Below are 26,179 nucleotides of genomic sequence, written 5' to 3'. Positions count from 1 at the left end.
AAGCCGCCCCGCCATGCACCTGAAGCGCACCATCCGTCGCGGCCTGCGCCGCCTCGTCCAGCTCTACGCCGACGCCGCTCGCGCCCACACCGCACACGGCCATGCCTCCGTAACCCCCAGCCCGCGCGATCCCGTGGACGCGACACGGCGAGGGACCGACCGGCGCCCCGACGCGCACGACGAGAGCGAGACCCGCCATGGCTGAGCTGGCATGGATCACGCTGGGCAAGCACCCCCAACTCGGCCTCACCGCCTCCACCATCCACGACGACTTCGGCTCCGCGCACCGGCTGTTGCTCGATGCCGGCTTCTCCACCGGGCATCCCGACTTCGCCTATGTCCTCGGCGACAGCCGTCCGGACGAGGTCCGGGCGACACTTCAGCAGCTCTACAGCGCTGTGGCCAGCCACTACGTCGCCATCGACGACGCCTCGCTCGACGGCCCCATGCCCACCAACCCGGCGCCGCCCCGTGGTTCAGAGCCCGCGCGCCCTCCGACCCCGTCACCGCGCCGGCCGGACTCGCGGGCCGATCTCGCGGAGTTCGCCGAGGAACTGTCGGGCCGACTCCCCGGCTCCTGGACCTCCGCCGTCCACGAACACGTTGCAGAGGAAGGCCAGCTCCCGCTCAGCGAACGGGTATGGGATTACGGCCACGTCAGCTGGGCCCTCTCCGAATTCACCACACATCGAAGGGCCGTACTCGCCAGTGACTCTGGCATCGAGCCCCTGGTCACCGACCGCCCCCTGCGCAAGCACGAGTTCCTCGTCGCCGCGTTCGAGCCACGAGGCAGCGGGTTCGACACGACCACCAGGACACCCAACGGCATCGTCGTGAGCACGGACCCGGTGCGAGCGGCCTCCCGAGTGACAATCCGCCTGCTGCCCCGGTACCAGGAGGCCGTCCACGAGACCCGGCTCAGCCAAGTCGCCAAGTCGGTGGCGGCCGGCCAGCACGTTCTGGCCGAATGGGACGCGGTCTCGGACAGCCTGTGCGATGCCGATCACTGGCCGCTCGACGAGCGGTACGGCCTGCGCCAACAGGTACGGGACGCGGAGATGTGGGCGCAGTTCGCTCCCTTCCTGGAGCACGGTCCCACCCTGGTCGCGCACGCCGAGGAAAAGCTTCCTCTCCTTGATCCCGCGGAGCGTGCGGCCGGGCGCTGGGCGTACCGGCTCCGTGCCTTGCGCGAGGCACTGGACGGCGGCGCCCGGGTGCAGGCCGAGTTCCAGGTGGTCGCCGAGGCGCTCCTGCCCGACCATCCTCGCTCGAAGGCGGTGTTCGCGGACGCCGTGGCCATGCGCAACGCCGAGGGCTGGCACTACTCCCTGACCTGGATGGACAACGCCGGCGTCCTCATCGACATCGCGCGCGCCGACAAGGCGCCGCCCGCGCCACTGACCCGACCGCTCCGTGCGCAGCCGGTCCGGTCGACACGCGCCGAGGCTGCCCTTTCCTGGTCACCACAGGCCGCTCGCCAGATCACCGCGGCGATCGAGAAGAACGCCGGTCCGTCGGCTCCCCGCTTCTTCAACTCCAGCAGGCCGCCGCGCTCACGCTGACGGCGCGTCGCTGGGGTTGTCTGCACGCGCGTTCCCTCGGGGACTGCCCAGCAGTCCGAGCGCGGTCAGCACAGTGACGCACAACGTCATCCAAGCGATGAACGCGCCGCCGCCGTACAGCACTGCGCCCGCAACCTGCGTTCCTGTCGCATGGGACAGAACACCCGTCAGCACAGCGATGAGCAGTGACGACATGAGCGACACGATCACGAGAAGCACCTGAACGGGGAATGTCAGCCTCACCAGTCGATCCCTTCACATGAGGGTGGTCGACCAGTCGGCAGGCAGCCTCAGCTCGACCACCGCTTTCGATGGCCTGCTGAGACTCCGCGACGATTAGAGACTCATCCGCGATCTGCTCCTGATCGAGGCTGGAACACCGTCCCCCAGTCGGACACGTCGCCGGTACTCCATGTAGCTCTCGACAGATCAATACAGAGCCTAGCGATGGCCGTTCATGGTCGCCATCGCTTTGGGCGCATTGGACTGATCGAACCATCCAGCGGGCTCGACCTACCGCGATTTCCCGGCCACACCAAATCCACCTTCCGGCCGCATCCTCGTCTCCGCACGGCCCCGACCTCTGCGAGGTGCATCTTCGTGGCGGAAACACGTCCGCACATCACCGTCGGCCATCACGACCAGTACGGCGTCGTGGCGGCGACATCGCACGACAACCACGTCGCCGAGCACATCCTGCGGCTCGTCGGCTTCGAGCGGCTGCCCGGCAGCACTCTGTACGGGCTGACCGATCCGCAGCGTGACCCCGTACGGCGCGGGGCGCAGGCGGTCCAGTCCCTGCGGGCCGCGCAGTACAGGGTCAACGCCGATGTCGCGTACGACCTCCAGCCCTATACCCGGCTCGGCACGGGCCGGGGCCTCCTGGAGCGGCTGGAGAAACCTTCCGCCTCAACGGTGACGCCTGCGGCCCAGCAGCGCAGGTCCCAGGCCGCCACCGCCAGCTCTCCGGCCCGTGCGGGTGCGCCGCCGGCGCGGCCCGCCGCCGCAGTCGAGTACCGCCCCGCCCCCTCCGCCCCGCAGCCGGTCCGCAGCCGCTAGACCGCACCCAACAAGGAGCCCACGCGATGACTCTGCAACTCGAACCGGACGTCGCCTTCGGGATGCACCCCGACTACGGGGTGGCCGCCGCCGTCGCGGATGACCGACCGTTCCTCGACGAGGTCCTGCGCAAGCACCACTTCCGCTACAGCGAGTACCTCGACGTCTACCTGCTGGCGGACAACACGCCCCACAACACGGCGGTACGGACCGTGGCCAGGGCGACCCGCGAATTCCAGGACGCCGGTCTCTCCGTCGCAGCCGACCCGAGGATCATGATTCCACCGCCGGTCCCGACTCCGGACGGAGTGCCTGCGCGGGCGACACGGCCCGGCCAGTCCCTGACCGCGCTGACCGGCGAACTGCACGAGCTGCGGCGCGCGGCGGATGTCTCCGAGGTCCTGGGCGAGATCCTCGACGAGCACCACGGCGTCGTGCTCGACCTGGAGGAGTTCATCGACACGGCCGCCGCCTGGTGCGAGCGGCTCGACACCCCCAATGGTCACGAGCTGGGCCTTCATCTGCGCAGCATCGCCCATCACGTCGCCTTCCTCGGTGACCAGTTCGTCGGCGCCCAGCTCGAACTGGCCGTCATGCCCGACGTAACCCCCGAGAACGCTCCACCCCTGGCCGAGGTACCGCTGCCCGAGCGGCAGGAATGGCTCCGGGTCACGCACACCGCGCGAGCGCGCGCCGCCATGGCGTCGTCCCCCAACCGCCCCGGCAACACCCTGAAACCGCAGGACGAGCCAGGGCCGCGGCTCCAGGCCGCGCCGTCCGCCCCGAGTCGTACGCGCTGATCCCCTTTCCCGACGTTCAAGGAGTCCGGCTCATGTCCGTGAAGAAGTTCTGGACCATCGACCACGCTTGCGGTCACACGGTGGAGGCTGATCTGTCCGACCGTCCGGCCGACCGGCGTGCCGGATACGCCCGCTGGCTCGCCGGCCGGGACTGCGCCGGCTGCTGGCGGGCCTCCCGCACGGATGCCACCGAGGCCACCACCGAGTGGCTCGCGAAGCGGAGGGCGACCGAGCAGGCCGAGGCCGAGACATGGTCTGCGCAGTACAGCATGCCCCCGCTGGACGGCACCGACCGCGCGGTCGCATGGGCCGCCCGCTGTCGCCACCAGCTCGTCGCCGCCGCGTACACCGCGCTCGTCGTCGAAGGAACCACGAGCGAGGCGGAGTGGGAGGCCATCGAGGACGCCGTACGACTGCTGACCCGCGCCGGCTGGTGGCTCGACCAGCGTGACGCCGACCCTGCGGACCTGCCCGAGCTGCTGGACGCCGCCTCCGCGAGCAACCGGCCGACCGAGAACCCCCACTTCTGAACGGACCACCCCCACGATGCCCACCCCGCCCGACGTCGTCATCACACGCCATCCGACCGGCAACGTCATCGTCGAAGGCGGAGACGAACTCGCCACCACTCTCCTCAAGCGCGCGGGCTTCGTCATCGAGACCAGGCCCCGGTCCTTCTGGTACCGCCTGCCCTGGGACATGGGCGAAGCCCGTGAGAACCAGATGGCCAGCCACGCAGCCCGCATGCTCACCGCCGTCGGCTACCGCGTCGAACTCGGCCCCGATCTGCACGCGGGCCCCCTCACCACGCCCTCCGATCCCCGGGGCACACGTGTCCACGGCCACCAGATCCTGCGGCTGACCGACGAGCTCAACAGCGCCGAGACATGCGCGACCGCGGCCAGCCTGACCGACCACGTCCTCGACCCCAACGACGGGGTCCTCGTCCGGCTCAGCGAGTTCTTCGAGGCCGCCGCTGAGCAGGCCAAGGCGTCCGAGACCGACGCCAGCTGGGACCTGTCCTACGACTTCGCGGAAGCCGCGGCAACGCTCACCTCTCTCGGCGAAGACCTGCACGGCGCCGCCGACCAGCTGCGGGCACTCGATCGGCCGGCGAAGCCGAGCTGGCAGGCGCGGGTCGCCAGCTACTACGCGACCGCCCCAGCCGCCCAGCGCACCGCGACGGCCGCCGTCCCGCCCGAGACGCCTGCTCCCGCTCCACCGCCCGCGTCCAGGCCGAACCGGACGCGCTGACCAAACCCCTTCATCAGAGAGGCCGTTGCGTGTCCTTCCTGCACGAAGAGTACGGAACCGACGCCGAGATCTACCGCAAGCCGTTCAGCAACGAGGTGATCGCCGACTGCGGCGACCCGCACGCTCACAAGGTGCTTGCCGCGTGCGGCTTCGTGAAGCAGACCGTCCCGCCGCACTACGTCTGGCACCAGCTCCCCGACGGACTGTCCCAGGAAGAACAAGCGCGGCGGGCCACGCGCGCCGCGTGCCTCCTGCGCGCACGGGGCTTCGACGCGAACGTCGCCGAGGACCTGGTCTCCGAGGAAGCCATCGCCACCGTACGCGACGAGGTCCGGCGGCACCGGATCAGCGGCGCGGCCTCGTCGTCCTCGCCGACCGCCGGCCCGGTCGCGCCACCGGCGCGCCTGGACGCCACGGCCTCGGCCGCGCCCGCGGCTTCCTCCACCTCCGCCCACCGCAGCCGTTAGGAGCCCCTCGTGATCACCAGTAGAACCCGCCGGCCCCAGCCCATCGCCCCTCTCGCACCACGTAACGGGACCGCACTTTGCGGCAACGTCACGCGCCGCTGCTCCTGCCGCAACCCCGAGACCGGCAAGAACTACGGCAAGTCGTGCCCCAAGCTCACCAACCGGCGCCACGAGTTGGCGAACCGGGCCGACGGCACCCGCCGGGAGTTCCGCCGGAGTGGCTTCGAGTCGTCCACCGAGGCCACCAAGGAACTGAACAAGGTCCGGGCCCTGCTCCCCGTCCCCGACGAGGACGACCCCGCCGGTCACCTCTCGATCAGCGACCTGCTGGAGGCCTGCGCCAAGAACAAGGAGCCGCTGCCGGACTACGCCGAGACGCGTCGGCGCTACGCCACCGGACAGAGCCTCCACTCCAAGATCACCGTCACGGACTGGCTCGACGAGTGGCTGGCAGGCAAGAAACGGCTGCGCTCCACATCCCTCAAGCGGTACGAGAGCGACGTACGCGTACACCTCAAGCCCCACCTGGGACACCTGCGGCTCGACCGACTCCGTGTCGCCGACCTGGACAAGATGTTCGAGGCCATCAACGACGCGAACGTCGAGATCATCGAACAGAACGCCCTGCGGCGAGCGGCCCTGAACGAGTTGAAGACCATTCCTTGGAAGGGCGCGGAGAACCGAGCCCGCCGCAAGTGGCTCAAGGCGTCCATCGGCGAGATGCCGCCCTTCCGCAAACCCACCCGCACCAACAGCCAGCACACCATCAAGCGCACCCTGCGGGCTGCCCTCAACACCGCGATCGCCCAGCAGGTCATCCCGCCCTTCAACCCCGCCGAGCATGTGGAGCTGAACCCGGCCTCGCGTGCGAAGGCCATGGTCTGGACCGCCGAGCGGGTGCGCCACTGGGAGCGGACCGGGGAGAAGCCCAGCCCCGTCATGGTCTGGACGCCGGAGCAGACCGGCGCCTTCCTCGACCAGGTCGCCACCCACCGCCTCTACACCCTCTGGCACCTGATCGCCTTCCGAGGGCTGCGACGTGGTGAGGCCTGCGGACTTCGGTGGATGGACGTCGATCTGACCCACCACTCCATGACCGTCGCCACCCAGCTCGTCCAGTCCGGCTGGCAGGTGCACGAGGCGGCCCCAAAGACCGACAGTGGCGAACGCCTGGTCGCTCTGGACGCCGAGTCGGTCGACTCGCTCCGCGAGCACCAGAAGCGCCAGCGCAAAGAGCAGGCCCGCTGGGGCTCGGCTTGGAAGACGACCGGCCGTGTCTTCACCGAGGACGACGGCGCCCTCCTCCACCCCGCCAAGGTCTCGCTCATGTTCACGCGCGAGCTCGAAGCCGCCGGCCTGCCCCCGGTCCGCCTTCACGACCTACGGCATGGTGCCGCGACGCTCGCGCTCGCCGCTGGAGTGGACATCAAGATCGTGTCGGAGATGCTCGGCCACTCTGACACCCACATCACCCGGGACATCTACCAGTCCGTCCTGGACGACCTCGCCCGCGAGGCCGCCGAGGCGGTCGTGAAACTCGTCCCCCGCCAACGACGCACTCGCACATCGCGGAAGGGCGAACAGCCGCACGAAGCGAAGGCGCGCACTGCCTGACGTCGCACCGGTGGGCGCCGTCATGCCCCGCCTCCTCAGTGATCTTCGCCAACGAGCGGGGCATGCACGTAGACCGGGTCGAAGCTTCCCCGTCTCGTCGCGTACGCACACGAGTAGTCCCGCGCTACTGCGGCGTTGGGCGCGAGGAGCACCCTGCTCTTGTTTCCGGTCACCACCGACCCCACAGAGGTCACGTTTCAGCCTTGGAACGGAGGCTTCCTCCGACAAACTAGGCAGTCAGCACCGGCGTGCGGCTACCGCGATGGCACCAGTGCGCCTACGACCCCACAAACCTGCGGATGGGGGAATGTCGCTGCCCCATCGCAACAGAGATCAGCCACCCTGCCCAAAGGCCCACATCGCGTTCGCAACCTCACGACTGGTGACGTGCGAAAGGGGCGCCGGTTTCCGGCCGTTCCGGGGACTGGTCGAGACCTGTCTCAACTATCGTCACTTTCACACCAATCGGTACGTCGCGCCTGCGGCTGGCGCGAATTGCGGTTCTACCTGTGCCACGTGAGCGGTTGTGTTCTTCCTGCACCACTGACGATCAGTTCTGACCCACATCCCAGAGGGGGGAACATCTCGTGTTACGTGGCAACTTCGGCCGCAAGGTGGCGGCGCTCGGTATCGGCGCCGCCGCACTCACCAGCCTCGTGGCCGCCGCGCCGGCCCAGGCCGCGGCCACCGGTGCGAACGCGGTGTACGCGGACTGCGCCGTGGGCAGTTACGGCAAGAACAGCGACGGCGTGTGGATCTCCTGCGGCGACGTCGTGGGCGGCGAGGCCCGTGGCCGCGCCGACTGCGCCGGCGCCCCGGACATCTACACCGCCTGGGTCACCGGCTGGAAGTACGCGCAGAACGGCTTCTGCTGGTTCAGCATGCGCGGCGCCATCATGGAGACCCGCGCGTTCTGACCGGCGGTGACATCGGTGGACACCGCGGAGTGATCCGCGGGGCGACGACGAGATCGTGAGAGAGGTTGTTCCCGGAAGATGCGCACCGCGGTTTCCACCACACCTGGAGCCGGAGGACCGGATGAACCGGTCCTCCGGCTCGAAGGCGTCCACAAGATCTACGGCACCGGCGAGACACGGCATGTGGCTCTGGACGGGGTCACGGTCGACTTCCATCCGGCGAGACTTACCGCTCTGGTCGGCCACAGCGGCTCGGGCAAGTCGACGCTGCTGAACGTGTCCGGCGGTCTGGAGCAGGCCACCTCCGGGACGATCACCCTGGCCGGGCACGTGCTGACGAAGATGGGGCCCGCCGAGCTGACCCGGACGCGGGCGAGCCTGGTGTCCTACGTCTTCCAGGAGTACAACCTGATCCGCACCATGACGGTGCTGGAGAACGTGTGCTTACCCCTGGAGCTGTCCGGAAGGGCGCGGGCGGAGGCCCGTCGCCGCGCGGCGACGGCGCTGGAGAGAACCGGAGTCCCCCGGCACACCCGCAAGTTCCCCGACCAGCTCTCCGGCGGCGAACAGCAGCGCGTCGCCATCGCCCGCGCGATCGCCGACCAGCGCCCACTCATCCTGGCCGACGAGCCCACCGGGGCACTGGACTCCGCCAACGGCGAGCGCGTCGTCGAGCTGCTGCGCGAGGTCGCGGCGGGCGGGGTGGCCTGCGTGATCGCGACGCACAATCCCGAGGTCACCGCGGCGGCCGACCACATCGTCCGTATCCAGGACGGCCGCGTCGTGGAAGGTGGCGCGTGAACCGCAACCGCCGCCTCGCCTGGACCCTCGGCTGGCGTCTCGCGAGCCGCAGCCGACTGCGCACGCTGCTGGTATGCCTCGCCATCGCACTGCCCGTCGCCGCCGGCACAGGCGTCGCCGCCGTGACCGCCACCGCCCGCGTCTCGACGCCGGAGGCCGAGGCAGCCGCGTTCGGCTCCGCGGACGGACGCCTCACCACCCTGTCCGGCGAGCGGAACCCGGACACGACCGCTCCTGCACGGCTCGCCGAACAGCTCAAGCCTTCACTCCCCGACAACACGCGTCTCTCCTATGACATCGACGTCCTCGGGCTCACCATCCGGGGCCCGGAGGGACTGCAGAGCACCGTCGACGGAAGGGCGGTCAACCTGGCTGATCCCCTGACCGACGGCCTCTACCGCGTCGATCACGGTGCCCCGTCCTCTGAGGACGGCACGATCGTGCTGTCATCCGCTCTGGCGGACGCGGTCGGGATCACCAAGACCGGCCAGAGCGTCTCCATCGGCAGCGGGCAGTTCACCGTGTCAGCCCTGGTCTCCGACCGGTTCGACCTCGGACACCGGCTGTTCGCCCTCCCTCCGGGCGGGCCGAAGGCGACCACGGCACTGGCCTCGGCGAAGGACTTGGGCAGCCCCCGGTGGTTCGTCACGTGGCCGCCGGGAGCGGACCTGCCCGCCGCGTCCGGGAAGCTGAAGAGCGCCGGATACGCGTACGTGCCGAGCAGCCAGGCCGCCGCGATCTCCGAGCAGGGCGAAGCCATGGACTCCACCGCCCTGCTGGTCGGGCTCGGTCTGCTGGCCGAGACCGTCCTGCTGGTGACCGCCGCCTTCGCCGTGGTCGTACGCAGCCAGCGCCGGCACATGGGGCTGCTCGCCGCCCTCGGCGCCCCCACGCAGGTGACGGCTTCCTTCCTCCGTACGCACGCACTGTGCGTGGCAGTGATCGGCTCCGGGGCGGGCATCGTCGCGGGTCAGGTCGTGGCGCGGGTGGCCGCGCCGGTTCTGGCTGAACGCGCGGGCGCGGACTGGGGGCCGGTGGACGGCGCCTGGACCACCTCGCTGGTGCTCGCCGCCGTCGCCGTGGCCGTCACCGTCCTCGCCTCCGTACTGCCGTCGCGCGCGGCCCTGCGCGAGGACCCCACCGCCCTGCTCAAGGCGGTCCCTCCGGTCCACAGCACCCGGCAACTCCGCCTGCGGACCGCCGCCGCCGGGACTCTGGTGGCCGCGACCGTCGCCGGCCTCGCCGCCGTCGTGATCAACGCAGGGGCACTCACGGCAGTCCTGGGAGTCATCGTGTTCGCCGCCGGGATCACGGCGACCGCCCTGGTGCTGTCCTCCCTCGCCGCCCGGAAGACGAACACCGCCTACCTGCCGCTGCCGACCGTGCTCCGGTCGGCCCTGCGCTCCCTGCTCGCCTTCCCGGTCCGCGCCATCACGACGGTGATCGCACTCGGGGTGGTCGCCGCCGTGTCCACCACGGTTCTCATCGCCTCCGCCTCGGTGGCCCACAAACAGCGCGAGGACTATCTGCCGGAGCTGCCCGACACCTCGGCGCTGATCGTCTCCTCCCGGCCGCTGACCACCACCGAGCGGGGCACCCTGCGCAGTTCCACCGGAGCCTCCGAGGTGTCCACGGGCTACCAGCGGGCCGCGATCGCGCGCGACGGCAAGCAACTCCCCGTCTCGCCTCGCACTGACTTTCTCGACTGCATCGACGACCGGGGCCTGCTGAAGTACGGCAACAACGACTGGCAGCCCTGCTACCTGGCGTCGAAGTCCCACATCCCCTTCCCCGCGGTCGGCATCGCCGACACCCAGGGCGCCGAGGCCCTGGCCGGCGCGATGACGGACGAACAGCGACAGCGCTACGAGAGCGGCCAGGCCGCCGTGGCCGTCACGCCCGTGGGACTGACGAGCGAGGTCTCGCTCGTGGCCATGGGACGAAAGCCGGACGGCTTCGTCCTGGAGAACACCGCGACCCTCCCCCTCATCCGCCCAAGCGCCGCCCGTGAGACCGAGTACCAGCAACTGCCCGCCGTCCTCGTCAGCCAGGCTGGGGCCCGGAAGTCGGGCATCATCCCCGTCGGCTCCCCGACGTACCTGCTCAACGCCGACAGCAAGCCCGCCCAGCAGGACGTCCTGCGCGCCCTGCCCGTCGACGCCCAGGCGGACTCGACCGTCACCATCGAATCCGGGCCTTCGGTCGTCGGCGCGGTGGCACGACTCCAGCCGGCCGTGGCCGCCATCTCCGTACTCACCACGATGCTGATCGTCGCCGCCATGGTCAGCCTCTGGACCTCCGACCTCAAGGGCGAATACCAGATGCTCGGCGCCGTAGGCGCCACCACCTGGTGGCGTCGGCGCCTGGCGTCCTCCATGTCCGGACTTCTGATCGTCATCAGCTGCGTCGCCGGCACCCTGTGGGGCATCGCCGCCTCGGTGGCCTTCCTGACCGGCATGGACACCGACATCGCCGTCCCCGCCGGGTGGCTGGCCGTCACTGTGCTCGCCGCCGTGATCACCGCGGCCGTCATGGGCGGGACCCTCGTACCCCGCCAGGCCCGCGCGCAACGCCAAGCCTGAGCGGTCAGCGTACGAACCCGTCGGTCCCTGTCCCACGGAGCCCCCGGGCCTGGTGCGTGACGAAGCGATAGGGGAGGGCCACCCAACATCGCGCCCGCTCAACACAATGCCCCCTTCCTCAAGGTGACGTCACCAAGGAAGGGGGCTTAACCGTAGGCCGCGTGGGACTCGAACCCACAACCAACAGATTAAAAGTCTGCTGCTCTGACCAATTGAGCTAGCGGCCCGCGCGCCCCAGCATAGCCGTACGGTCGGGCCGCCCTCACTGCCTTATCTACGATGCCGCGAGCCGCGCCCTGCTCCTCGCCCAGATCAGCTGTTGTCGGAGCTCCACAACGGGAACGGAACCAGCCAACTTGAGCGGCGACCGAGTCGACTGCGCTCGTCCCATCCGGCCGCGCGCCCCCTCTGCGCAACCTCTGTCCGAATGCGCTCCCCTCGCGCTCCCCTGATCTTCGAGCGCTCGGCGCGGTGATCAGACAGAGCCTAGGCGTTCCCGCTTAGCAGCAGGTCAGATGGGGTTTCAGCGCGACTCGGCGGTAGCTCGGCGGTCCGGTCGCCCGGTGCACCCAATGGATTAAAAGTCCACTGCTCTGCCAATTGAGCTAAGGGCCCAGGCGGTGTTGCGCGATGTTGCTCCCCCGAGCATAGCCGGACGTGGCCGCGTCTCCGATCGGGTATCGGGGACACGGCCACGTCGGCACGGGTCAGCGGGTGCCCGCCGGGGCGGGGTCAGCCGTTGCGCTTCCAGCGCGGCTTGTCGTCGCGCCGGCCGAAGGAGGAGCCGCGGTGGTCGTCGCGGCGACCGTACGGGCGGTCGTGGCCGCCGGAGCGGAAGCCGGGGCGGTCGCCCTGGCGGTCGCGGTTGAACGGGCGGTCGCTGCCACGGTGCCCGCCGCGGTCGTCACGGCGGAAGCCACCGCGGTCACCGCGGTCGCGCCGGTCGTCACGGCGGAAACCGCCACGGTCGTCACGCCGGTCGTCACGGCGGTCGAAGGAACGGCCACCACGGTCGCCCCGGTCGTCACGGCGGAAGCCACCGCGGTCACCGCGGTCGCCTCGGTCGTCACGGCGGAAACCGCCACGGTCGTCACGCCGGTCGTCACGGCGGTCGAAGGAACGGCCACCACGGTCACCACGGTCGCCCCGGTCGTCACGGCGGAAACCGCCACGGTCGTCACGGCGCTCGAAGCCACGGTTCCGGTCGCGGTCCCGATCGCGGTCCCGATCGCGGTCGCGGTCCCGATCGCGGGTGAAGTTCCCGCGGTCGTCGCGGCGGTCGTAGGAACGGCCGCCGCGGTCACGGTCGAAGTTGCGGTCGCGGTCGAAGGAACGCCCGGCCCGCTCGGTCTTCTCCACGTCCCGCGGGCCCGGCTGCTCCGGCACCGAGATCTCCGCCTCGGCGACCACGGCCTCGGCCGCGACCGCCTCGGCGAGCACCGCCGCGGGGTCCTCACCGCGCTCCCGCGCCACCTTGGCCAGCAGCCGGTCCGCGTCCTCGCGCAGCTCGGCCGCACGGCGCTGGGCCCGCTCCAGCTCCTTGGTGAGCTGGGCGACCTCCCGCTCGGCCTGCTGGGCCGCGTTGCCCGCGGACTCGGCCTGGACCTCGGTCATCGAACGGGCGCCGGTGATCTCGGCGACCTCCGGGTCGAAGGCCGCGCCGCCCTGGATGATGTGGCGCGAGGCATCGACGCCCGCGTCCTCCATCAGCCGGAAGATCTGGCGCCGCTGGTGCGGCAGGGACAGGGAGACGACCGTGCCGGTGCGGCCGGCGCGGGCGGTGCGGCCGGCGCGGTGCAGGTAGTCCTTGTGGTCACCGGCCGGGTCCACGTTCAGCACCAGGTCGATGCCGTCGACGTGGATACCGCGCGCGGCGACGTCGGTGGCGACCAGGACATTGACGTACCCGTCCTTGAAGTCGGCCAGGGTCCGGGTGCGGGCACCCTGGGTCATGCCGCCGTGCAGGGCGTCGGCCTTGGCCCCGGCCTCGCGCAGCTGGTCGGCGACGCGGTCGGCGCCGAGCTGGGTTCGGACGAAGACGATGGTGCGGCCCTTGCGGGAGGCGATGGCCGCGGTGACCGGCGCCTTGTCCTTGGGCTTCACGACCAGGATGTGGTGCGACATGGTGGTCACCGCGCCCTGGGCGGCGTCGACCTCGTGGCTGACCGGGTCGTTCAGGTACCGGTCGACGAGGGTCTTGATCTCGTTCTCCATGGTCGCGGAGAACAGCATCCGCTGGCCGCCCGCCGGCACCTGGTCCAGCAGCTCGGTGACCTCGGGCAGGAAGCCCAGGTCGGACATCTGGTCGGCCTCGTCGAGGACCGCGATCTGCACGTCGTCCAGCGAGCAGGCGCCGCGGTTGATGATGTCGCGCAGTCGGCCCGGGGTGGCGACGAGGATGTCGACGCCCTTCTCCAGGGCGTAGATCTGGTTGCCCATCGAGGTGCCGCCGCAGACCACCTTCATCCGCAGGCCGAGCACGTCGCCGTACGGCTGGAGGGCGTCCGCGACCTGCATGGCGAGCTCGCGGGTGGGGGTGAGGATGACGGCGCGGGGCCGCTTCCTCTCGGTACGGCCGCCGGCCAGCGTGGCCAGGGTCGGCAGGCCGAAGGAGAGGGTCTTGCCGGAGCCGGTGCGGCCGCGGCCGAGGATGTCCCTGCCGGCCAGGGCGTCCGGGATGGTCGCGGCCTGGATCGGGAAGGGGGTGGTCACGCCGTTCTGCGCGAGCTTGCGGACGACGCCCTCGGGCAGGCCCAGGTCGGCGAAGGTGACCTCGGGAGCCTCGGCACCGTCCTCGGCACCGGCCGCGGGGGCCTCGGAGGCCGCGGCGCTCTCCGTGCGCTCCGCGCTCTCGGCGCGCTCGGTGCTCTCGACGTGCCCGGCGTTCTCGTCGCGCTCGGCGTTCTCGTCGCGCTCGGCGTTCTCGGGCACGACGACGTGATCAGTACTGGCAATGGACATGCGAATGCGAAACCTTCCGGAGTCTCGTCGGCACGCGCCCGTCAACTCCGTGATTCGCAGTTCGCAAATACGACCGCCTCGATGCGGTCCGCCACGGCAAGGGAGAGTACGCGCCACACGGCGCGCTCTGCATTGGCGCCGGGCAAATGGGATCAAACGATCTGCCACCATACGCACTCCCTGCCCCCCAATGCAAACCGAGCCTGCTCACCCCGGGGCCACCCGCCCCACCGACCCCGTCCGCCGCCCGCCCGAGGCCCGGGCGGGGCCCTGCCGGGCCACTAGACCGGCGCCCCGGCCTCCGGCGCCGGTTCGCGCTGGGCCAGCTGCGGTCCCGGCGGCTGGTGCGCCGAGGACGACGGCTCGGCCTCCGTCGGCTCCGGCGTCGGGGAGGCCGGCGGTTCGCCGCTAGGGGTCGGCTCGGGCGGTTCCGTGTCCGTGGGGTCCGGCGGGCCCGTGCGCGGGGGTGTCGGCCGGGGCGGACCGTCCTTCGGCGGGGCGGGCCCGTCCGGGTCGGCCGGCGGCGAGGCCGGCCCCGAGGGACCGTCGTTCCCGTCCGCCCCCTCACCCGCGTCCTCGCCCTCCCCCTTCTCCTTCTCCCCGTCGCCATCCTTCTCCTCGCCCTTTCCGTCCCTGCCGTCCCCGCCGGACCGGCCGTCGGCCGCCGCCGCGCCGTGCCCGCGCCCGATGCCCGGGATCTGGGAACCGCCGTCCGGCTCCTCGCCGCCCCGTTCACCGGCGGACCGCGACGGCTTCGCACCCCCGCCGGAGGCGTCGTCGCCCACGCTCACACAGCCGGCGGCTGCGGCGAGGGCCAGGGCCGTGACGGCCAGACGGACGGGTACGTACAAGGGGCGCACGGGCAGCCACCTCCGGGGTTGACGGGGTCGCCGTGACCAACTCCCGTCCCCCACAAGAGGACACGCGCCCCGTTCCGCCGGTCCGGCAGCCGGGACCGAGGTCCCTCACCCGTACCCGAGCGCGTGCAGCCGGGCGTCGTCGATCCCGAAATGGTGGGCGATCTCGTGCACCACGGTCACCTCGGTCTCGGCGACGACCTCGTCCCGGGACCCGCACATCCGCAGCGTCGGCCCCCGGTAGATGGTGATCCGGTCCGGCAGCACACCCGCGTACCACTCCCCGCGCTCCGTCAGCGGCGTCCCCTCGTAGATCCCGAGCAGCTCGGGATCGTCCGCCGGGGGCTCGTCCTCGACGAACACCGCGACGTTGTCCATCAGCCGCGTCAGCTCCGGCGGGATCCGGTCCAGCGCCTCGGCGACCAGTTCCTCGAACTCCTCGCGTGTCATTTCCAGCACACCGCCATTGTCCGGCACACCGCCGACAGCGGGAGCGCCGCGCGCCGAGCGCATATCCAGCCGCACACATGGGCATACGGGACCAATGGCCCGCGTCTTCGCCGCAGCCCTGCAGGCCCTCGGCCGCGCCCTGAGGGCACCCAGCACCCTCGCCCGCCGCCGCACCCGGTCCGCCGCGCCGCCCGCCACCACCGCCGCCGAACTCGCCGCCCGACCGCACCCGCTCGCCGGCGCCCTGGGCCTCGTGCTCGTCGTGGTGCTGGGCGCCTGGCTGGGCCTGCTGATCGTGGGCAACGTACGCGTCCCCGTCGGTCCGATGGACACGACGATGACCCTGCGGCCCTCCCTGGCCGGCGGCACCAAGATCAATGTGTCGCCGCTCGGCGCCCTCCACCTCGACAGCCACGTGGCACCGGTACGTCTGGACGTGAACGTCGACCAGCTCGACCCCGAACGCGCCCAGGCCCTCGTCGACCGCCCCGAGCGCCTCTCGGGCCTGCAGGACGAGGTCACCCAGGACGTCAGCCGCGGCACCCGGGACCTCGCCGTCCGCTCCGGCGTCGCCGTCATCACCGGCGCCACCGCCCTCGGCCTGATCGTGTACCGCCGCGCCCGCCCCGCCCTCGCGGCCGGCGGCCTCGCCCTCACCCTCCTGGCTGCCTCCGGCAGCACCGCGTACGCGACCTGGAACCCGGACTCGGTGCTGGAACCGAGGTTCTCCGGCCTGCTGACCTCCGCGCCCTCCCTGGTGGGCGACGCCCGCAGCATCGTCACCGAGTTCGACGTCTACCAGCAGGAGCTGGCCCGGCTGGTGACCAATGTGACCAAGCTCTACGACGCCACCTCCACGCTGCCCGTCTACCGGCCCGACCCCACCACCATCCGGGTACTGCATGTGTCCGACATCCACCTCAACCCGGCCAGCTGGAAGATCATCGCCTCGCTGGTGGAGCAGTACGAGGTGAACGTGATCGTCGACACCGGCGACACCATGGACCACGGCTCCACCGCCGAGAACGGCTTCCTGGACCCGATCGAGGACCTCGGCGCCCCCTACGTCTGGGTCCGCGGCAACCACGACTCCATGATCACCCAGCAGTACATCGAGGATCTGCGGAACACCCACGTCCTGGACGACGGCCGCGCGGTCACCGTCGGGGGCCTGCGCTTCGCCGGCATCGGCGACCCCCAGTTCACCCCGGACCGCACGCGCCTGGCGGGAGCCGAGGCCTCCCAGGAGCTGGCCGGCGCCCGCCTCGCCTCGGCCCTGCGCGACCAGCGCGCCGCGGGCACACCGGTGGACGTCGCCATGGCCCACGAACCCTCGGCCGCCCGCGAGGTGGACGGCGAGGTGCCGCTGGTGCTGGCCGGGCATCTCCACCGCAGCGACATGGAGGTCATGGAGTACGGCACCCGGCTGCGCATCGAGGGCTCGACCGGGGGCAGCGGGCTGCGCGCGGTCGAGGGCGAGTACCCCGACCCGATCCAGGCCTCGATCCTCTACTTCGACCGGGACAGCCGCCGGCTCCAGGCCTGGGACGAGATCGAACTCGGCGGCCTGGGCCTGACCACGGCCGAGGTCAGCCGCCATCTCCCGAAGGAGAACCAGCCCGGGGCCTCCCCGTCACCACCCCCGACGCCCGCACTCTCCCCCACCCCGTCCCCCACGGCGGCCACCACCCCTCCCGCGTCGCCCGTCCCGCCCCGGAACACCCCCTCGCCGACCGCTCCGTAAACCGTTTTGGCGATACCTCCCGCCATCCCATATGCTTCTCACGTCCCCGACGCGCTGAGAAGCGCCCAGGCGGGCCGATAGCCCTCATCGTCTAGCGGCCTAGGACGCCGCCCTTTCAAGGCGGTAGCACGGGTTCGAATCCCGTTGGGGGCACGCAGTACGGTGTGCGACACTGAGTTCGCTGGTTCGCACATTCCCACATGGTCCTGTGGAGCAGTTTGGAGTGCTCGCCACCCTGTCAAGGTGGAGGCCGCGGGTTCAAATCCCGTCAGGACCGCTGAGGTTTCACATGAAACCTCGTGGCTGGGTAGCTCAGTTGGTACGAGCGTCCGCCTGAAAAGCGGAAGGTCGCCGGTTCGACCCCGGCCCCAGCCACCACAGCCCGTCAGGGTGGACAGCCTCACCGAAGCTCTTCGGTGAGGCTGTCCTGTTTCTGTCGTCAGGCATGCCCGAGCAGCCCGGTCAGACCGCGATCGGCACCGGGTGGATCTCGTCGGGCGCCCCGCCACCGATCCGCTCGTGGATACGGGTGACCGCCTGGGACGACGGCGCCTCGGAGAGGCAGTAGACCGTGCCGGACTCCGGGTCCGCCCAGGTGTGCTCGAACTGCACCCCTTCCTCCTGTGCCATGGCGACCGCGGCGTCGTGCATCTGGCGCAGTTGATCTGCGGTGACGCCCTGCGCATCGTGGTGAACATCCATGTAGCGGGTCATGACCGCACCCCTTTCCTCGCGATCACTCGGGTCTCTCCTTCCATGCTGCGCCCGCGGCGGCTGCCCTGGCGACTGCTCGGCCGGGGTCACGGGAAGCCCGAGTGCGGTACGGCGCGGCGCGGCGCAGGTCCGGGCTGCCGGGCGTCGCTACCGGCGGGTGCAAAAGTGTTCGCCAGGAAATTGAACGGGATGAGATCCTGGACTCCGTATGTCTACGCACCCCGCCCCCGCCCTGAGCGCCCTCGCCCCCCGGCTGACCGAGCTGTCGCTGCGTGATGCGCACCGGCTCGGGCGCAGGCTGGAGGGTGCGCGGAAGATCCGCAAGCCCGAGGCCCGGGCCGCCGTTCTCGCCGAGATCGAGGCGGAGGTCGACCGGGCCGAGCAGCGCGTCACCGAGCGTCGTGCCCGTGTGCCCGCCGTCACGTACCCCGAGATGCTGCCGGTCAGCCAGAAGCGGGACGAGATCGCGGACGCCATCCGCGATCACCAGGTCGTGATCGTCGCCGGTGAGACCGGCTCCGGGAAGACGACGCAGATCCCCAAGATCTGTCTCGACCTCGGGCGCGGTGTGCGCGGCATGATCGGGCACACCCAGCCGCGGCGGATCGCCGCCCGTACCGTCGCCGAGCGGGTCGCCGACGAGCTGGACACCCCGCTGGGGGAGGCCGTGGGCTGGAAGGTGCGGTTCACCGACCAGGTCGACCCGGAGGGCACCTTCGTCAAGCTGATGACGGACGGCATCCTGCTCGCCGAGATCCAGACCGACCGTGAGCTCCGCGCCTACGACACGATCATCATCGACGAGGCCCACGAGCGTTCCCTCAACATCGACTTCCTGCTCGGGTACCTGGCGCAGCTGCTGCCGAAGCGGCCCGACCTCAAGGTCGTGATCACCTCCGCGACCATCGACCCCGAGCGGTTCTCCCGGCACTTCGGTGACGCCCCGATCGTCGAGGTCAGCGGCCGGACGTATCCGGTGGAGGTGCGCTATCGGCCCCTCCTCGAGGAGGACGGGGACGACGCCGACCGGGACCAGATCACCGCGATCACCGATGCGGTCGAGGAGCTGATGGGCGAGGGCAGGGGCGACATCCTCGTCTTCCTCTCCGGGGAGCGGGAGATCCGGGACACCGCGGACGCGCTGGAGAAGAAGTACACCCGCGCCGGAGGCGCCGACTGGCAGCGCACGGAGGTGCTGCCGCTCTATGCCCGGCTCTCGCACGCCGAGCAGCACCGGGTGTTCCAGCCGCACACCGGGCGCAGGATCGTTCTGGCGACCAACGTCGCCGAGACCTCGCTGACCGTCCCCGGCATCAAGTACGTCATCGACCCCGGCTTCGCCCGGATCTCCCGCTACAGCCATCGCACGAAGGTGCAGCGGCTGCCGATCGAGCCGATCTCGCAGGCCAGCGCCAACCAGCGCAAGGGCCGCTGCGGCCGTACGTCGGACGGTGTCTGCATCCGGCTGTACAGCGAGGACGACTTCGAGGCCCGTCCGGAGTTCACCGACGCCGAGATCCTGCGGACCAACCTGGCCTCGGTCATCCTGCAGATGACCGCCGCCGGCCTGGGCGACATCGAGAAGTTCCCGTTCATCGACCCGCCGGACCACCGCAACATCCGGGACGGCGTCCAGCTGCTGCAGGAGCTCGGCGCCCTCGACCCGGCGCAGAAGGACGTCCGCAAGCGGCTCACCCAGACCGGTCGCAAGCTGGCCCAGCTGCCCGTCGACCCCCGGCTGGCCCGGATGGTGCTGGAGGCCGACCGGAACGGCTGTGTGCGCGAGGTGATGGTCATAGCCGCCGCGCTGTCGATCCAGGACCCGCGCGAGCGCCCCGCCGACAAACAGACCCAGGCCGACCAGCAGCACGCCCGCTTCAAGGACGAGACCAGCGACTTCCTGGCCTTCCTCAATCTGTGGCGGTATGTCCGCGACCAGCAGCGCGAGCGCGGCTCCTCGTCCTTCCGGCGGATGTGCAAGCAGGAGTACCTGAACTTCCTGCGGATCCGCGAGTGGCAGGACATCTACACCCAGCTGCGCACCGTGGCCAAGCAGATGGGCATCCATCTCAACGACCAGGACGCCCCCGCCGACCGCATCCACGTCTCGCTCCTGGCCGGGCTGCTCTCCCACGTCGGGATGAAGGACGTCAAGGACGGCAACAAGAACGACTACCTCGGGGCCCGGAACGCCAAGTTCGCGATCTTCCCCGGGTCGGCGCTGTTCAAGAAGCCGCCGCGGTTCGTGATGTCGGCGGAGCTGGTGGAGACGTCCCGGCTGTGGGCGCGGGTCAACGCGAAGATCGAGCCCGAGTGGGTCGAGCCGCTGGCCGGGCATCTGATCAAGCGCACCTACAGCGAGCCGCACTGGGAGAAGGACCAGGCGGCCGTGATGGCGTACGAGAAGGTCACGCTGTACGGGGTGCCGGTCGTCGCCCAGCGCAAGGTCAACTACGGGCGGATCGACCCGGAGGTCAGCCGCGAGCTGTTCATCCGCAACGCACTGGTCGAGGGCGACTGGCGCACGCACCACAAGTTCTTCGCCGACAACCGCAGGCTGCTGACCGAGGTGGAGGAGCTGGAGCACCGGGCGCGGCGCCGGGACATCCTGGTCGACGACGAGACCCTGTTCGACTTCTACGACCAGCGGGTACCCGAACATGTCGTCTCCGGGGCCCACTTCGACTCCTGGTGGAAGCGCAAGCGGCACGAGCAGCCCGGGTTCCTCGACTTCGAGCGCGAGATGCTCATCAACGAGAAGGCGGGCGCGGTCACCAAGGACGACTATCCGGACTCCTGGCGGCAGGGTGATCTGAAGTTCCGGGTGACCTACCAGTTCGAGCCGGGCGCGGATGCGGACGGGGTGACCGTGCACATCCCGCTGCAGGTGCTCAACCAGGCCGTGGACGAGGGCTTCGACTGGCAGATCCCGGGCCTTCGGGAAGAGGTCGTCACCGAGCTGATCCGGTCGCTGCCCAAGCCGATCCGCCGCAACTACGTGCCGGCGCCGAACTATGCGCAGGCGTTCCTGGACCGGGCGGTCCCGCTCCAGGAGCCGCTGACGGTGACGATGGCGCGCGAGCTGAAGCGGATGGTCGGGGTGCCCTTCGAGGCGGAGGACTTCGACTGGGCCAAGGTCCCCGACCATCTGAAGATCACGTTCCGGATCGTTGACGAGCGGCGCCGGAAGCTGGCCGAGGACAAGGACCTGGAGGCGCTGAAGCTCCGGCTGAGGCCGAAAGCGCGCAAGGCGCTGTCCCAGGCCGCGGCGGCCACCGCGTCCCGGCAGGGCGGGGAGTCGCTGGAGCGTACGGGTCTGACCGACTGGACGATCGGCACGCTCACCCGCGTGTTCGAGACCCGCCGCGCCGGTCAGCCGGTCAAGGCGTACCCGGCCCTGGTCGACGACGGCGACACCGTCTCCGTACGTCTCTTCGACACCGAGGCCGAGCAGGCGCAGGCGATGTGGCGGGGCACACGCCGGCTGATCCTGCGCACCGTCCCGGTCAGCCCGGCGAAGTACGCGAGCGACCATCTGAGCAACCAGCAGAAGCTCGGCCTGTCGGCGAACCCGCACGGTTCGGTCCAGGCCCTGTTCGACGACTGCGCGATGGCGGCGGCGGACCGGCTGATCGCGGACTTCGGCGGCCCGGCGTGGGACGAGGAGTCGTACCGCAAGCTGTACGACAAGGTGCGCGCGGAGATCGTGGACACCACCGTCCGCACGGTGGGCCAGGTGCAGCAGGTGCTGGCCGCCTGGCAGGCCTGTGAGCGGCGTCTGAAGGGCGTTCGCAGCCCCGCGCTGCTGCCGAACCTGCAGGACGTCCGCAAGCAGCTGGACGGGCTGGTGAAGCCCGGTTTCGTGACGTCGGCGGGGGTGCGGCGGCTGCCGGACCTGATGCGCTATCTGATCGCCGCGGACCGGCGGCTGCAGCAGATGCCGGCCAACGTGCAGCGGGACACCACGCGCATGGAGAAGGTCCACGAGATGCAGGACGAGTACGCGTGGCTGCTGGAGCAGATGCCGCAGGGCCGGCCGGTGCCGCAGCAGGTCCTGGACATCCGCTGGATGCTCGAGGAGCTCCGGGTCAGCTACTTCGCCCATGCGCTGGGCACCGCGTACCCCGTCTCCGACAAGCGGATCGTGAAGGCGATCGACGCGGCGATTCCGTGACGGCCCGTGCCCGGAGGGTGAGTTCGCCAGGGGGCTCACCCTCCTGTAGAGTCTCTTCTCGCAGCGCAGAGCAGCAAAGCGCCGCAAAACCTGGTCCTGTGGAGCAGTTTGGAGTGCTCGCCACCCTGTCAAGGTGGAGGCCGCGGGTTCAAATCCCGTCAGGACCGCAGATGATCACGAGGCCCGTTGCCCAGGCAGCGGGCCTCAGTCATGTGGTCGGGACCGCATCGAAGGGCCCGCTCCAGGGAGCGGGCGCTTTCCCCTGGCCCGGGTCGCGGAATCCGGGCTCCCGCACGTGCGCGCTCCTGGCGCGTCCTCCACCGCTCCCCTCCGCCCGGCCTTGACGGCGTCACATTCGCTCGGTACTCCGGAAGCAGGATCCCGCTTCCCCTGCGGGCCGGTGGAGGTGGCGTATGGCGGCATCGGCGAGGCACGAGACGCGGGCGCTGCTCCGCGCGCATCTGTCGGCCGCGTCGTCCTACCGCCACGTGACGCGTCACTGCCCGATCTGCCACCGCCTGCTGCGGCTGGCGCTGGACGCTCCCGCGGCACAGTCACCGAAGGGCCGTCAAGACGCCCTGGAGGACGAAAGCCCCTCTCGAGCGTGACCTTCGACCGCCCCAACAGGCGTGCCACGGTGGGACGGTGGAATCCGAACCTCCATTAGCGCACGCGGGACGGCGGCAACAAGCGGTGGATCGTGTGACGGGTGTCACCGGACGAGTTTTTGAAACTGCGGCGCTTACACCTCTCCTACAACCGATCAATTTAATATGTGCAATTGCACCACCGCAGAGTGCGCCCGCAGCCGGTCCCGTCGCTGATCCGACAGCCCTCCCCAGACTTCGACAAGGTCACGCACAGCAACCGCCGGAAGAGCCCCGCAGGCCCGCGGAAGGCCCCCGGGGGCCCTGCGGAACGCCTCCAGGGGCACCTCCCGGGGGCGGCTGACGGCCGCCACCGGGCACAAAAAAATCGCGTCGGACCCGGCGGAGTCCGACGCGATCGACGACGCTTCGGGGTCTGTTGGGGCAGAACCCGCGCCGTGTGGAGCTGTGGGTCGGGCCTTCAGGCAAGTTGGGGGGCTTGCCGTTTTGCCCGGATATGCAGTTGTCAGGCCTCGCTGCGCTGCTGCGGGATGCCCGCGAGCAGAGCGCGGACCTCGGCCTCGCGGTAGCGGCGGTGCCCGCCGAGCGTGCGGATCGACGTGAGCTTGCCGGCCTTCGCCCAGCGCGTGACCGTCTTGGGGTCGACGCGGAACATGGTGGCGACCTCAGCCGGGGTCAGCAGCGGCTCGGCATCAGGGGTGCGAGCGGTCATGAGCGGCCTCCTCGGGAGAACCGACGTTCTCGGTTCTTTCTTCTAAATTCTGCACCTTGACCCGCGTTGCCCGAAATGGCGGACGCGAGTCGAGTCGGTTATAGGACGAACGGCTTGTCCTCGGCACTACAACTACACCATCTGTCCAGCCGCGTCGGCCAAACCGATGGAATTGCCCTCCCAGGTGTTCATCAGCGACGGAAGCCGATGGACCATGCCATAGCGGACAGTCACGCCACTGTGACGATCAGTCACAGTGGCGTTCAGGAGTCACAAGACCCCCCAAAGCGCGTGCAATGCAGAGATTCCGCCCACAGTGCACCACAGCAGGACGGAAGGAGCCCTCCCCGGACTCCTTGTCCTATTTTGGCATGAGGAGGGTCAAGCGGCGCAAGGGTGCTGTACGTGCGGTCCATCACGCTTGAGCCATACGCCCGGATCGGGACCTACGTCCCCTGGTGACGGAGGCTCAGGTCACATGACGCACATCTCGGAGCAAGAGACGAAACCCCAGAACGGGCGTCGCGTCAAACATCAGTTCGCCGCCGCGGAGGCCTCAGTTGGCCGATCTCCGGTCCCGGACCGCCCGCCACCGCTCCACGAGCCGCCCGTAGGCCGCCCCCGCGGTCTCCCCGTCGCCGTGGCGCAGCGCCTGGATGCCCTCGGCGACGTCCGCCGCGGAGTGATCGCCCTCCAGCTCGCCGGCGGGCAGGGCGTGCACCAGCCCCCCGTAGTCCAGCTCGACCAGCGAGCGGGGGTGGAACTCCTCCAGCCAGCGCCCGACGTCCACCAGGCCGTCGATCAGCGGCCCCTCGTCCACGGCCTGCTTCAGCGCCCTCAGGCCCCGCGCCACCCGCCGCCGGGCCTGCACCATCGGGGTGCGGTAGCGGAGCACCGGGGCGGCTCCGCCGGGCTCCCCGCCGCCCTTGCCGTACTGCCGCTCCTCGTCGGAGACCAGCACGAACCAGTTGATCGGGACCTGCCAGGTGGCAGTGCGGATCCAGGGCCGGGCGTCGGGGTTGCGCAGCAGCCAGCGCTCGTAGTCCTGGGCCGCCTGGTGGCGCACGACCGGGGGCAGGAGGGCGTCCAGCACCGGCTCGGGGAAGTCCTCGCCGAGTTCGGACAGCGCCCGCCAGCCGCGCAGCCGAGTGCGCCAGGGGCAGACGAGAACCACGCCGTCCACCTCCACCACGAAGGCGTCGGCGCTCTCGTGGACCGGCACGGCGACGGGCGGGGTGGGCAGCAGATCGGCCAGGGAGCGGCGCAGCTCGTCCTGGTAGCCGGGCAGCTCGGTGCGGCGGGCGTAGCGCTCCCAGTGGCCGCGCTCGGGCTCCGGGAAGGCGTCCAGCGGCTCGTACACGCGCAAGTACGCGGCGTAGGGCACGATCACCGAGGACACCTTGGGCACGCCTGCTCCCTCCCCCGCGCACCGCCCCGAAAACCTGTCGAACCCACCGACAAACGCGCGGGAATCTCTGCAAATCGTCGCACGCCCGTACTCCGTGCGGAGGTGATCCCGGGCACTGTGCGGCGAGCGGGCGCCCCCAGGCTCTAATCTCTTGCCACGGCACCCGCCACCCGCACGGGGCCGCGCGTCCACCCGCCGCTACTTACTCAGGAGTCACCACAGTGACCGACGTAACCGGCGCACCTGCTGATGTTCTGCACACCCTGTTCCGCTCGGACCAGGGCGGCCATGAGCAAGTCGTGCTCTGTCAGGACCGGGCCAGCGGCCTCAAGGCCGTCATCGCCATCCACTCCACCGCCCTGGGCCCCGCGCTCGGCGGTACGCGCTTCTACCCGTACGCGACCGAGGAGGAGGCCGTCGCCGACGCGCTGAACCTCGCGCGCGGGATGTCCTACAAGAACGCCATGGCCGGTCTCGACCACGGCGGCGGCAAGGCCGTGATCATCGGTGACCCGGAGACGGTCAAGTCCGAGGGGCTGCTGCTCGCCTACGGCCGGTTCGTCGCCTCGCTCGGCGGCCGCTACGTCACCGCCTGCGACGTCGGCACCTATGTCGCGGACATGGACGTCGTGGCCCGCGAGTGCCGCTGGACCACCGGCCGCTCGCCGGAGAACGGCGGCGCGGGCGACTCCTCCGTGCTCACCGCCTTCGGCGTCTACCAGGGCATGCGCGCCTCCGCCCAGCACCTGTGGGGCGACCCCTCCCTGCGCGACCGCACCGTCGGCATCGCCGGCGTCGGCAAGGTCGGCCACCACCTGGTGGAGCACCTGCTGAAGGAGGGCGCCCGGGTGGTGGTCACGGACGTGCGCGAGGACGCCGTGCGGCGGATCACCGAGCGGCACCCGGGGGTGCTGGCGGTCGCCGACACCGGCACCCTGATCCGCACCGCCGGACTGGACATCTACGCGCCGTGCGCGCTCGGCGGGGCGCTGGACGACGACACCGTGCCGGCGCTGACCGCCAGGGTGGTCTGCGGCGCGGCCAACAACCAGCTCGCCCACCCGGGCGTGGAGAAGGACCTCGCCGACCGCGGCATCCTCTACGCGCCGGACTACGTGGTGAACGCGGGCGGGGTGATCCAGGTGGCGGACGAGCTGCACGGCTTCGACTTCGAGCGGTGCAAGGCGAAGGCCGCGAAGATCTACGACACCACGCTGGCCATATTCGCACGTGCGAAGGAGGATGGGATCCCGCCGGCCGCCGCGGCCGACCGGATCGCCGAGCACCGGATGGCGGAGGCGCGTCGGCGGACCTGAGCACCGGTGACCGGTGTGTGAGCGGGCCTGATCGGGGAAGGGGTCCGGGCAGGTTCGCCGGGAACGGCCGGTACCCGCCGGAGGGGTGTTCGAGAGAACTCTCACTTCTTCCGGCGGGTCGACCGTCCATAAGTGGTTAAAATCGCTGCTGACCAGCGAGGACGAGGCGTCCTGGCGGT

At 70.5% G+C, this 26,179-nt stretch carries 22 protein-coding genes and 5 tRNA genes; 19 read left to right on the top strand and 8 right to left on the bottom strand.

The window, feature by feature from the left end:
* Positions 1 to 13: 13 nt before the first annotated feature.
* Both V5O46_RS23990 and V5O46_RS23985 read left to right on the top strand, forming a co-directional pair.
* Entirely contained in the window at positions 14 to 205 is a 192-nt protein-coding gene (locus V5O46_RS23990; protein ID WP_332886743.1) for a hypothetical protein, read from the top strand.
* A complete protein-coding gene (locus tag V5O46_RS23985; RefSeq protein ID WP_332886742.1) occupies positions 198 to 1,562 on the top strand; it encodes a hypothetical protein in 1,365 nt (454 codons plus the stop codon). Before V5O46_RS23990 ends, V5O46_RS23985 begins: the two co-directional genes overlap by 8 nt.
* Here the strand turns inward: V5O46_RS23985 and V5O46_RS23980 are convergent.
* The gene (locus tag V5O46_RS23980; protein ID WP_332886741.1) at positions 1,554 to 1,772 is read right to left on the bottom strand and encodes a hypothetical protein; all 219 of its coding nucleotides are present in this window, start codon (positions 1,770 to 1,772) and stop codon (positions 1,554 to 1,556) included. The genes V5O46_RS23985 and V5O46_RS23980 overlap by 9 nt on opposite strands.
* A gap of 390 nt (positions 1,773 to 2,162) precedes the next feature.
* On the opposite strand from V5O46_RS23980, the gene V5O46_RS23975 reads away from it, so the two are divergent.
* The 9 genes from V5O46_RS23975 to V5O46_RS23935 all read left to right on the top strand — a co-directional run bounded on the left by V5O46_RS23975 (position 2,163) and on the right by V5O46_RS23935 (position 11,056).
* Entirely contained in the window at positions 2,163 to 2,621 is a 459-nt protein-coding gene (locus tag V5O46_RS23975) for a hypothetical protein (RefSeq protein ID WP_332886740.1), read from the top strand.
* A 26-nt stretch (positions 2,622 to 2,647) separates the two neighbouring features.
* Positions 2,648 to 3,421, top strand: a complete 774-nt coding sequence (locus V5O46_RS23970) for a hypothetical protein (protein WP_332886739.1) — start codon at positions 2,648 to 2,650, stop codon at positions 3,419 to 3,421.
* A gap of 32 nt (positions 3,422 to 3,453) precedes the next feature.
* Positions 3,454 to 3,951, top strand: coding sequence for a hypothetical protein (locus V5O46_RS23965; RefSeq protein WP_332886738.1), 498 nt, complete (start codon positions 3,454 to 3,456; stop codon positions 3,949 to 3,951).
* A 16-nt stretch (positions 3,952 to 3,967) separates the two neighbouring features.
* The gene (locus V5O46_RS23960; RefSeq protein ID WP_332886737.1) at positions 3,968 to 4,675 is read left to right on the top strand and encodes a hypothetical protein; all 708 of its coding nucleotides are present in this window, start codon (positions 3,968 to 3,970) and stop codon (positions 4,673 to 4,675) included.
* Between the two features lie 29 nt (positions 4,676 to 4,704).
* Positions 4,705 to 5,142 (top strand): hypothetical protein, encoded by a 438-nt coding sequence (locus V5O46_RS23955; RefSeq protein WP_332886736.1) that lies wholly within the window; start codon positions 4,705 to 4,707, stop codon positions 5,140 to 5,142.
* Between the two features lie 42 nt (positions 5,143 to 5,184).
* Positions 5,185 to 6,756, top strand: a complete 1,572-nt coding sequence (locus V5O46_RS23950) for a tyrosine-type recombinase/integrase (protein ID WP_332886772.1) — start codon at positions 5,185 to 5,187, stop codon at positions 6,754 to 6,756.
* A 587-nt stretch (positions 6,757 to 7,343) separates the two neighbouring features.
* Positions 7,344 to 7,673: a hypothetical protein gene (locus V5O46_RS23945; protein ID WP_332886735.1), complete on the top strand. Its 330-nt coding sequence runs from the start codon at positions 7,344 to 7,346 to the stop codon at positions 7,671 to 7,673.
* A gap of 78 nt (positions 7,674 to 7,751) precedes the next feature.
* Positions 7,752 to 8,474 (top strand): ABC transporter ATP-binding protein, encoded by a 723-nt coding sequence (locus V5O46_RS23940; RefSeq protein ID WP_332886734.1) that lies wholly within the window; start codon positions 7,752 to 7,754, stop codon positions 8,472 to 8,474.
* Positions 8,471 to 11,056 (top strand): FtsX-like permease family protein, encoded by a 2,586-nt coding sequence (locus tag V5O46_RS23935; RefSeq protein ID WP_332886733.1) that lies wholly within the window; start codon positions 8,471 to 8,473, stop codon positions 11,054 to 11,056. Before V5O46_RS23940 ends, V5O46_RS23935 begins: the two co-directional genes overlap by 4 nt.
* A gap of 153 nt (positions 11,057 to 11,209) precedes the next feature.
* On the opposite strand, the gene V5O46_RS23930 is transcribed toward V5O46_RS23935, so the two are convergent.
* The 4 genes from V5O46_RS23930 to V5O46_RS23915 all read right to left on the bottom strand — a co-directional run bounded on the left by V5O46_RS23930 (position 11,210) and on the right by V5O46_RS23915 (position 15,333).
* Positions 11,210 to 11,283: transfer RNA gene (locus V5O46_RS23930), tRNA-Lys, on the bottom strand.
* Positions 11,284 to 11,788: 505 nt separating this feature from the next.
* A complete protein-coding gene (locus tag V5O46_RS23925; RefSeq protein WP_332886732.1) occupies positions 11,789 to 14,017 on the bottom strand; it encodes a DEAD/DEAH box helicase in 2,229 nt (742 codons plus the stop codon).
* 281 nt (positions 14,018 to 14,298) lie between these two features.
* Positions 14,299 to 14,877 carry a hypothetical protein gene (locus V5O46_RS23920; protein WP_332886731.1) on the bottom strand — a complete coding sequence of 193 codons (579 nt, stop codon included), beginning with the start codon at positions 14,875 to 14,877 and terminating at the stop codon, positions 14,299 to 14,301.
* Positions 14,878 to 14,982: 105 nt separating this feature from the next.
* Positions 14,983 to 15,333 carry a metallopeptidase family protein gene (locus V5O46_RS23915; RefSeq protein ID WP_332886730.1) on the bottom strand — a complete coding sequence of 117 codons (351 nt, stop codon included), beginning with the start codon at positions 15,331 to 15,333 and terminating at the stop codon, positions 14,983 to 14,985.
* A gap of 85 nt (positions 15,334 to 15,418) precedes the next feature.
* Here V5O46_RS23915 and V5O46_RS23910 point away from each other — a divergent pair, with 85 nt between their 5' ends.
* The 4 genes from V5O46_RS23910 (at position 15,419) to V5O46_RS23895 (ending at position 17,446) form a co-directional block, all read left to right on the top strand.
* Positions 15,419 to 17,068: a metallophosphoesterase family protein gene (locus V5O46_RS23910; protein ID WP_332886729.1), complete on the top strand. Its 1,650-nt coding sequence runs from the start codon at positions 15,419 to 15,421 to the stop codon at positions 17,066 to 17,068.
* A gap of 80 nt (positions 17,069 to 17,148) precedes the next feature.
* Positions 17,149 to 17,221: transfer RNA gene (locus tag V5O46_RS23905), tRNA-Glu, on the top strand.
* Between the two features lie 49 nt (positions 17,222 to 17,270).
* Positions 17,271 to 17,345: transfer RNA gene (locus tag V5O46_RS23900), tRNA-Asp, on the top strand.
* A 24-nt stretch (positions 17,346 to 17,369) separates the two neighbouring features.
* Positions 17,370 to 17,446, top strand: a tRNA-Phe gene (locus V5O46_RS23895).
* 84 nt (positions 17,447 to 17,530) lie between these two features.
* Here the strand turns inward: V5O46_RS23895 and V5O46_RS23890 are convergent.
* Positions 17,531 to 17,782: an SCO4226 family nickel-binding protein gene (locus V5O46_RS23890; RefSeq protein WP_332886728.1), complete on the bottom strand. Its 252-nt coding sequence runs from the start codon at positions 17,780 to 17,782 to the stop codon at positions 17,531 to 17,533.
* Positions 17,783 to 17,990: 208 nt separating this feature from the next.
* Here V5O46_RS23890 and hrpA point away from each other — a divergent pair, with 208 nt between their 5' ends.
* From hrpA to V5O46_RS23875, 3 genes are all read left to right on the top strand, one after another.
* Positions 17,991 to 21,956 carry an ATP-dependent RNA helicase HrpA gene (hrpA, locus tag V5O46_RS23885; protein WP_332886727.1) on the top strand — a complete coding sequence of 1,322 codons (3,966 nt, stop codon included), beginning with the start codon at positions 17,991 to 17,993 and terminating at the stop codon, positions 21,954 to 21,956.
* A gap of 92 nt (positions 21,957 to 22,048) precedes the next feature.
* A tRNA-Asp gene (locus V5O46_RS23880) sits at positions 22,049 to 22,123 on the top strand.
* 246 nt (positions 22,124 to 22,369) lie between these two features.
* The gene (locus V5O46_RS23875) at positions 22,370 to 22,564 is read left to right on the top strand and encodes a DUF6274 family protein (RefSeq protein ID WP_332886726.1); all 195 of its coding nucleotides are present in this window, start codon (positions 22,370 to 22,372) and stop codon (positions 22,562 to 22,564) included.
* Positions 22,565 to 23,069: 505 nt separating this feature from the next.
* On the opposite strand, the gene bldC is transcribed toward V5O46_RS23875, so the two are convergent.
* Together bldC and V5O46_RS23865 are read right to left on the bottom strand one after the other, a co-directional pair.
* Positions 23,070 to 23,276, bottom strand: coding sequence for a developmental transcriptional regulator BldC (bldC, locus tag V5O46_RS23870; RefSeq protein WP_003949541.1), 207 nt, complete (start codon positions 23,274 to 23,276; stop codon positions 23,070 to 23,072).
* A 556-nt stretch (positions 23,277 to 23,832) separates the two neighbouring features.
* Positions 23,833 to 24,684, bottom strand: a complete 852-nt coding sequence (locus V5O46_RS23865; protein ID WP_332886725.1) for a hypothetical protein — start codon at positions 24,682 to 24,684, stop codon at positions 23,833 to 23,835.
* Positions 24,685 to 24,905: 221 nt separating this feature from the next.
* On the opposite strand from V5O46_RS23865, the gene V5O46_RS23860 reads away from it, so the two are divergent.
* On the top strand, positions 24,906 to 26,000 hold the full coding sequence (locus V5O46_RS23860; protein WP_332886724.1) for a Leu/Phe/Val dehydrogenase: 1,095 nt from the start codon (positions 24,906 to 24,908) through the stop codon (positions 25,998 to 26,000).
* Positions 26,001 to 26,179: the final 179 nt, after the last annotated feature.

This window comes from Streptomyces poriticola (assembly GCF_036689765.1).
GTDB lineage: Bacteria > Actinomycetota > Actinomycetes > Streptomycetales > Streptomycetaceae > Streptomyces > Streptomyces poriticola.
This window is presented reverse-complemented; position numbering and strand designations above follow the sequence as displayed.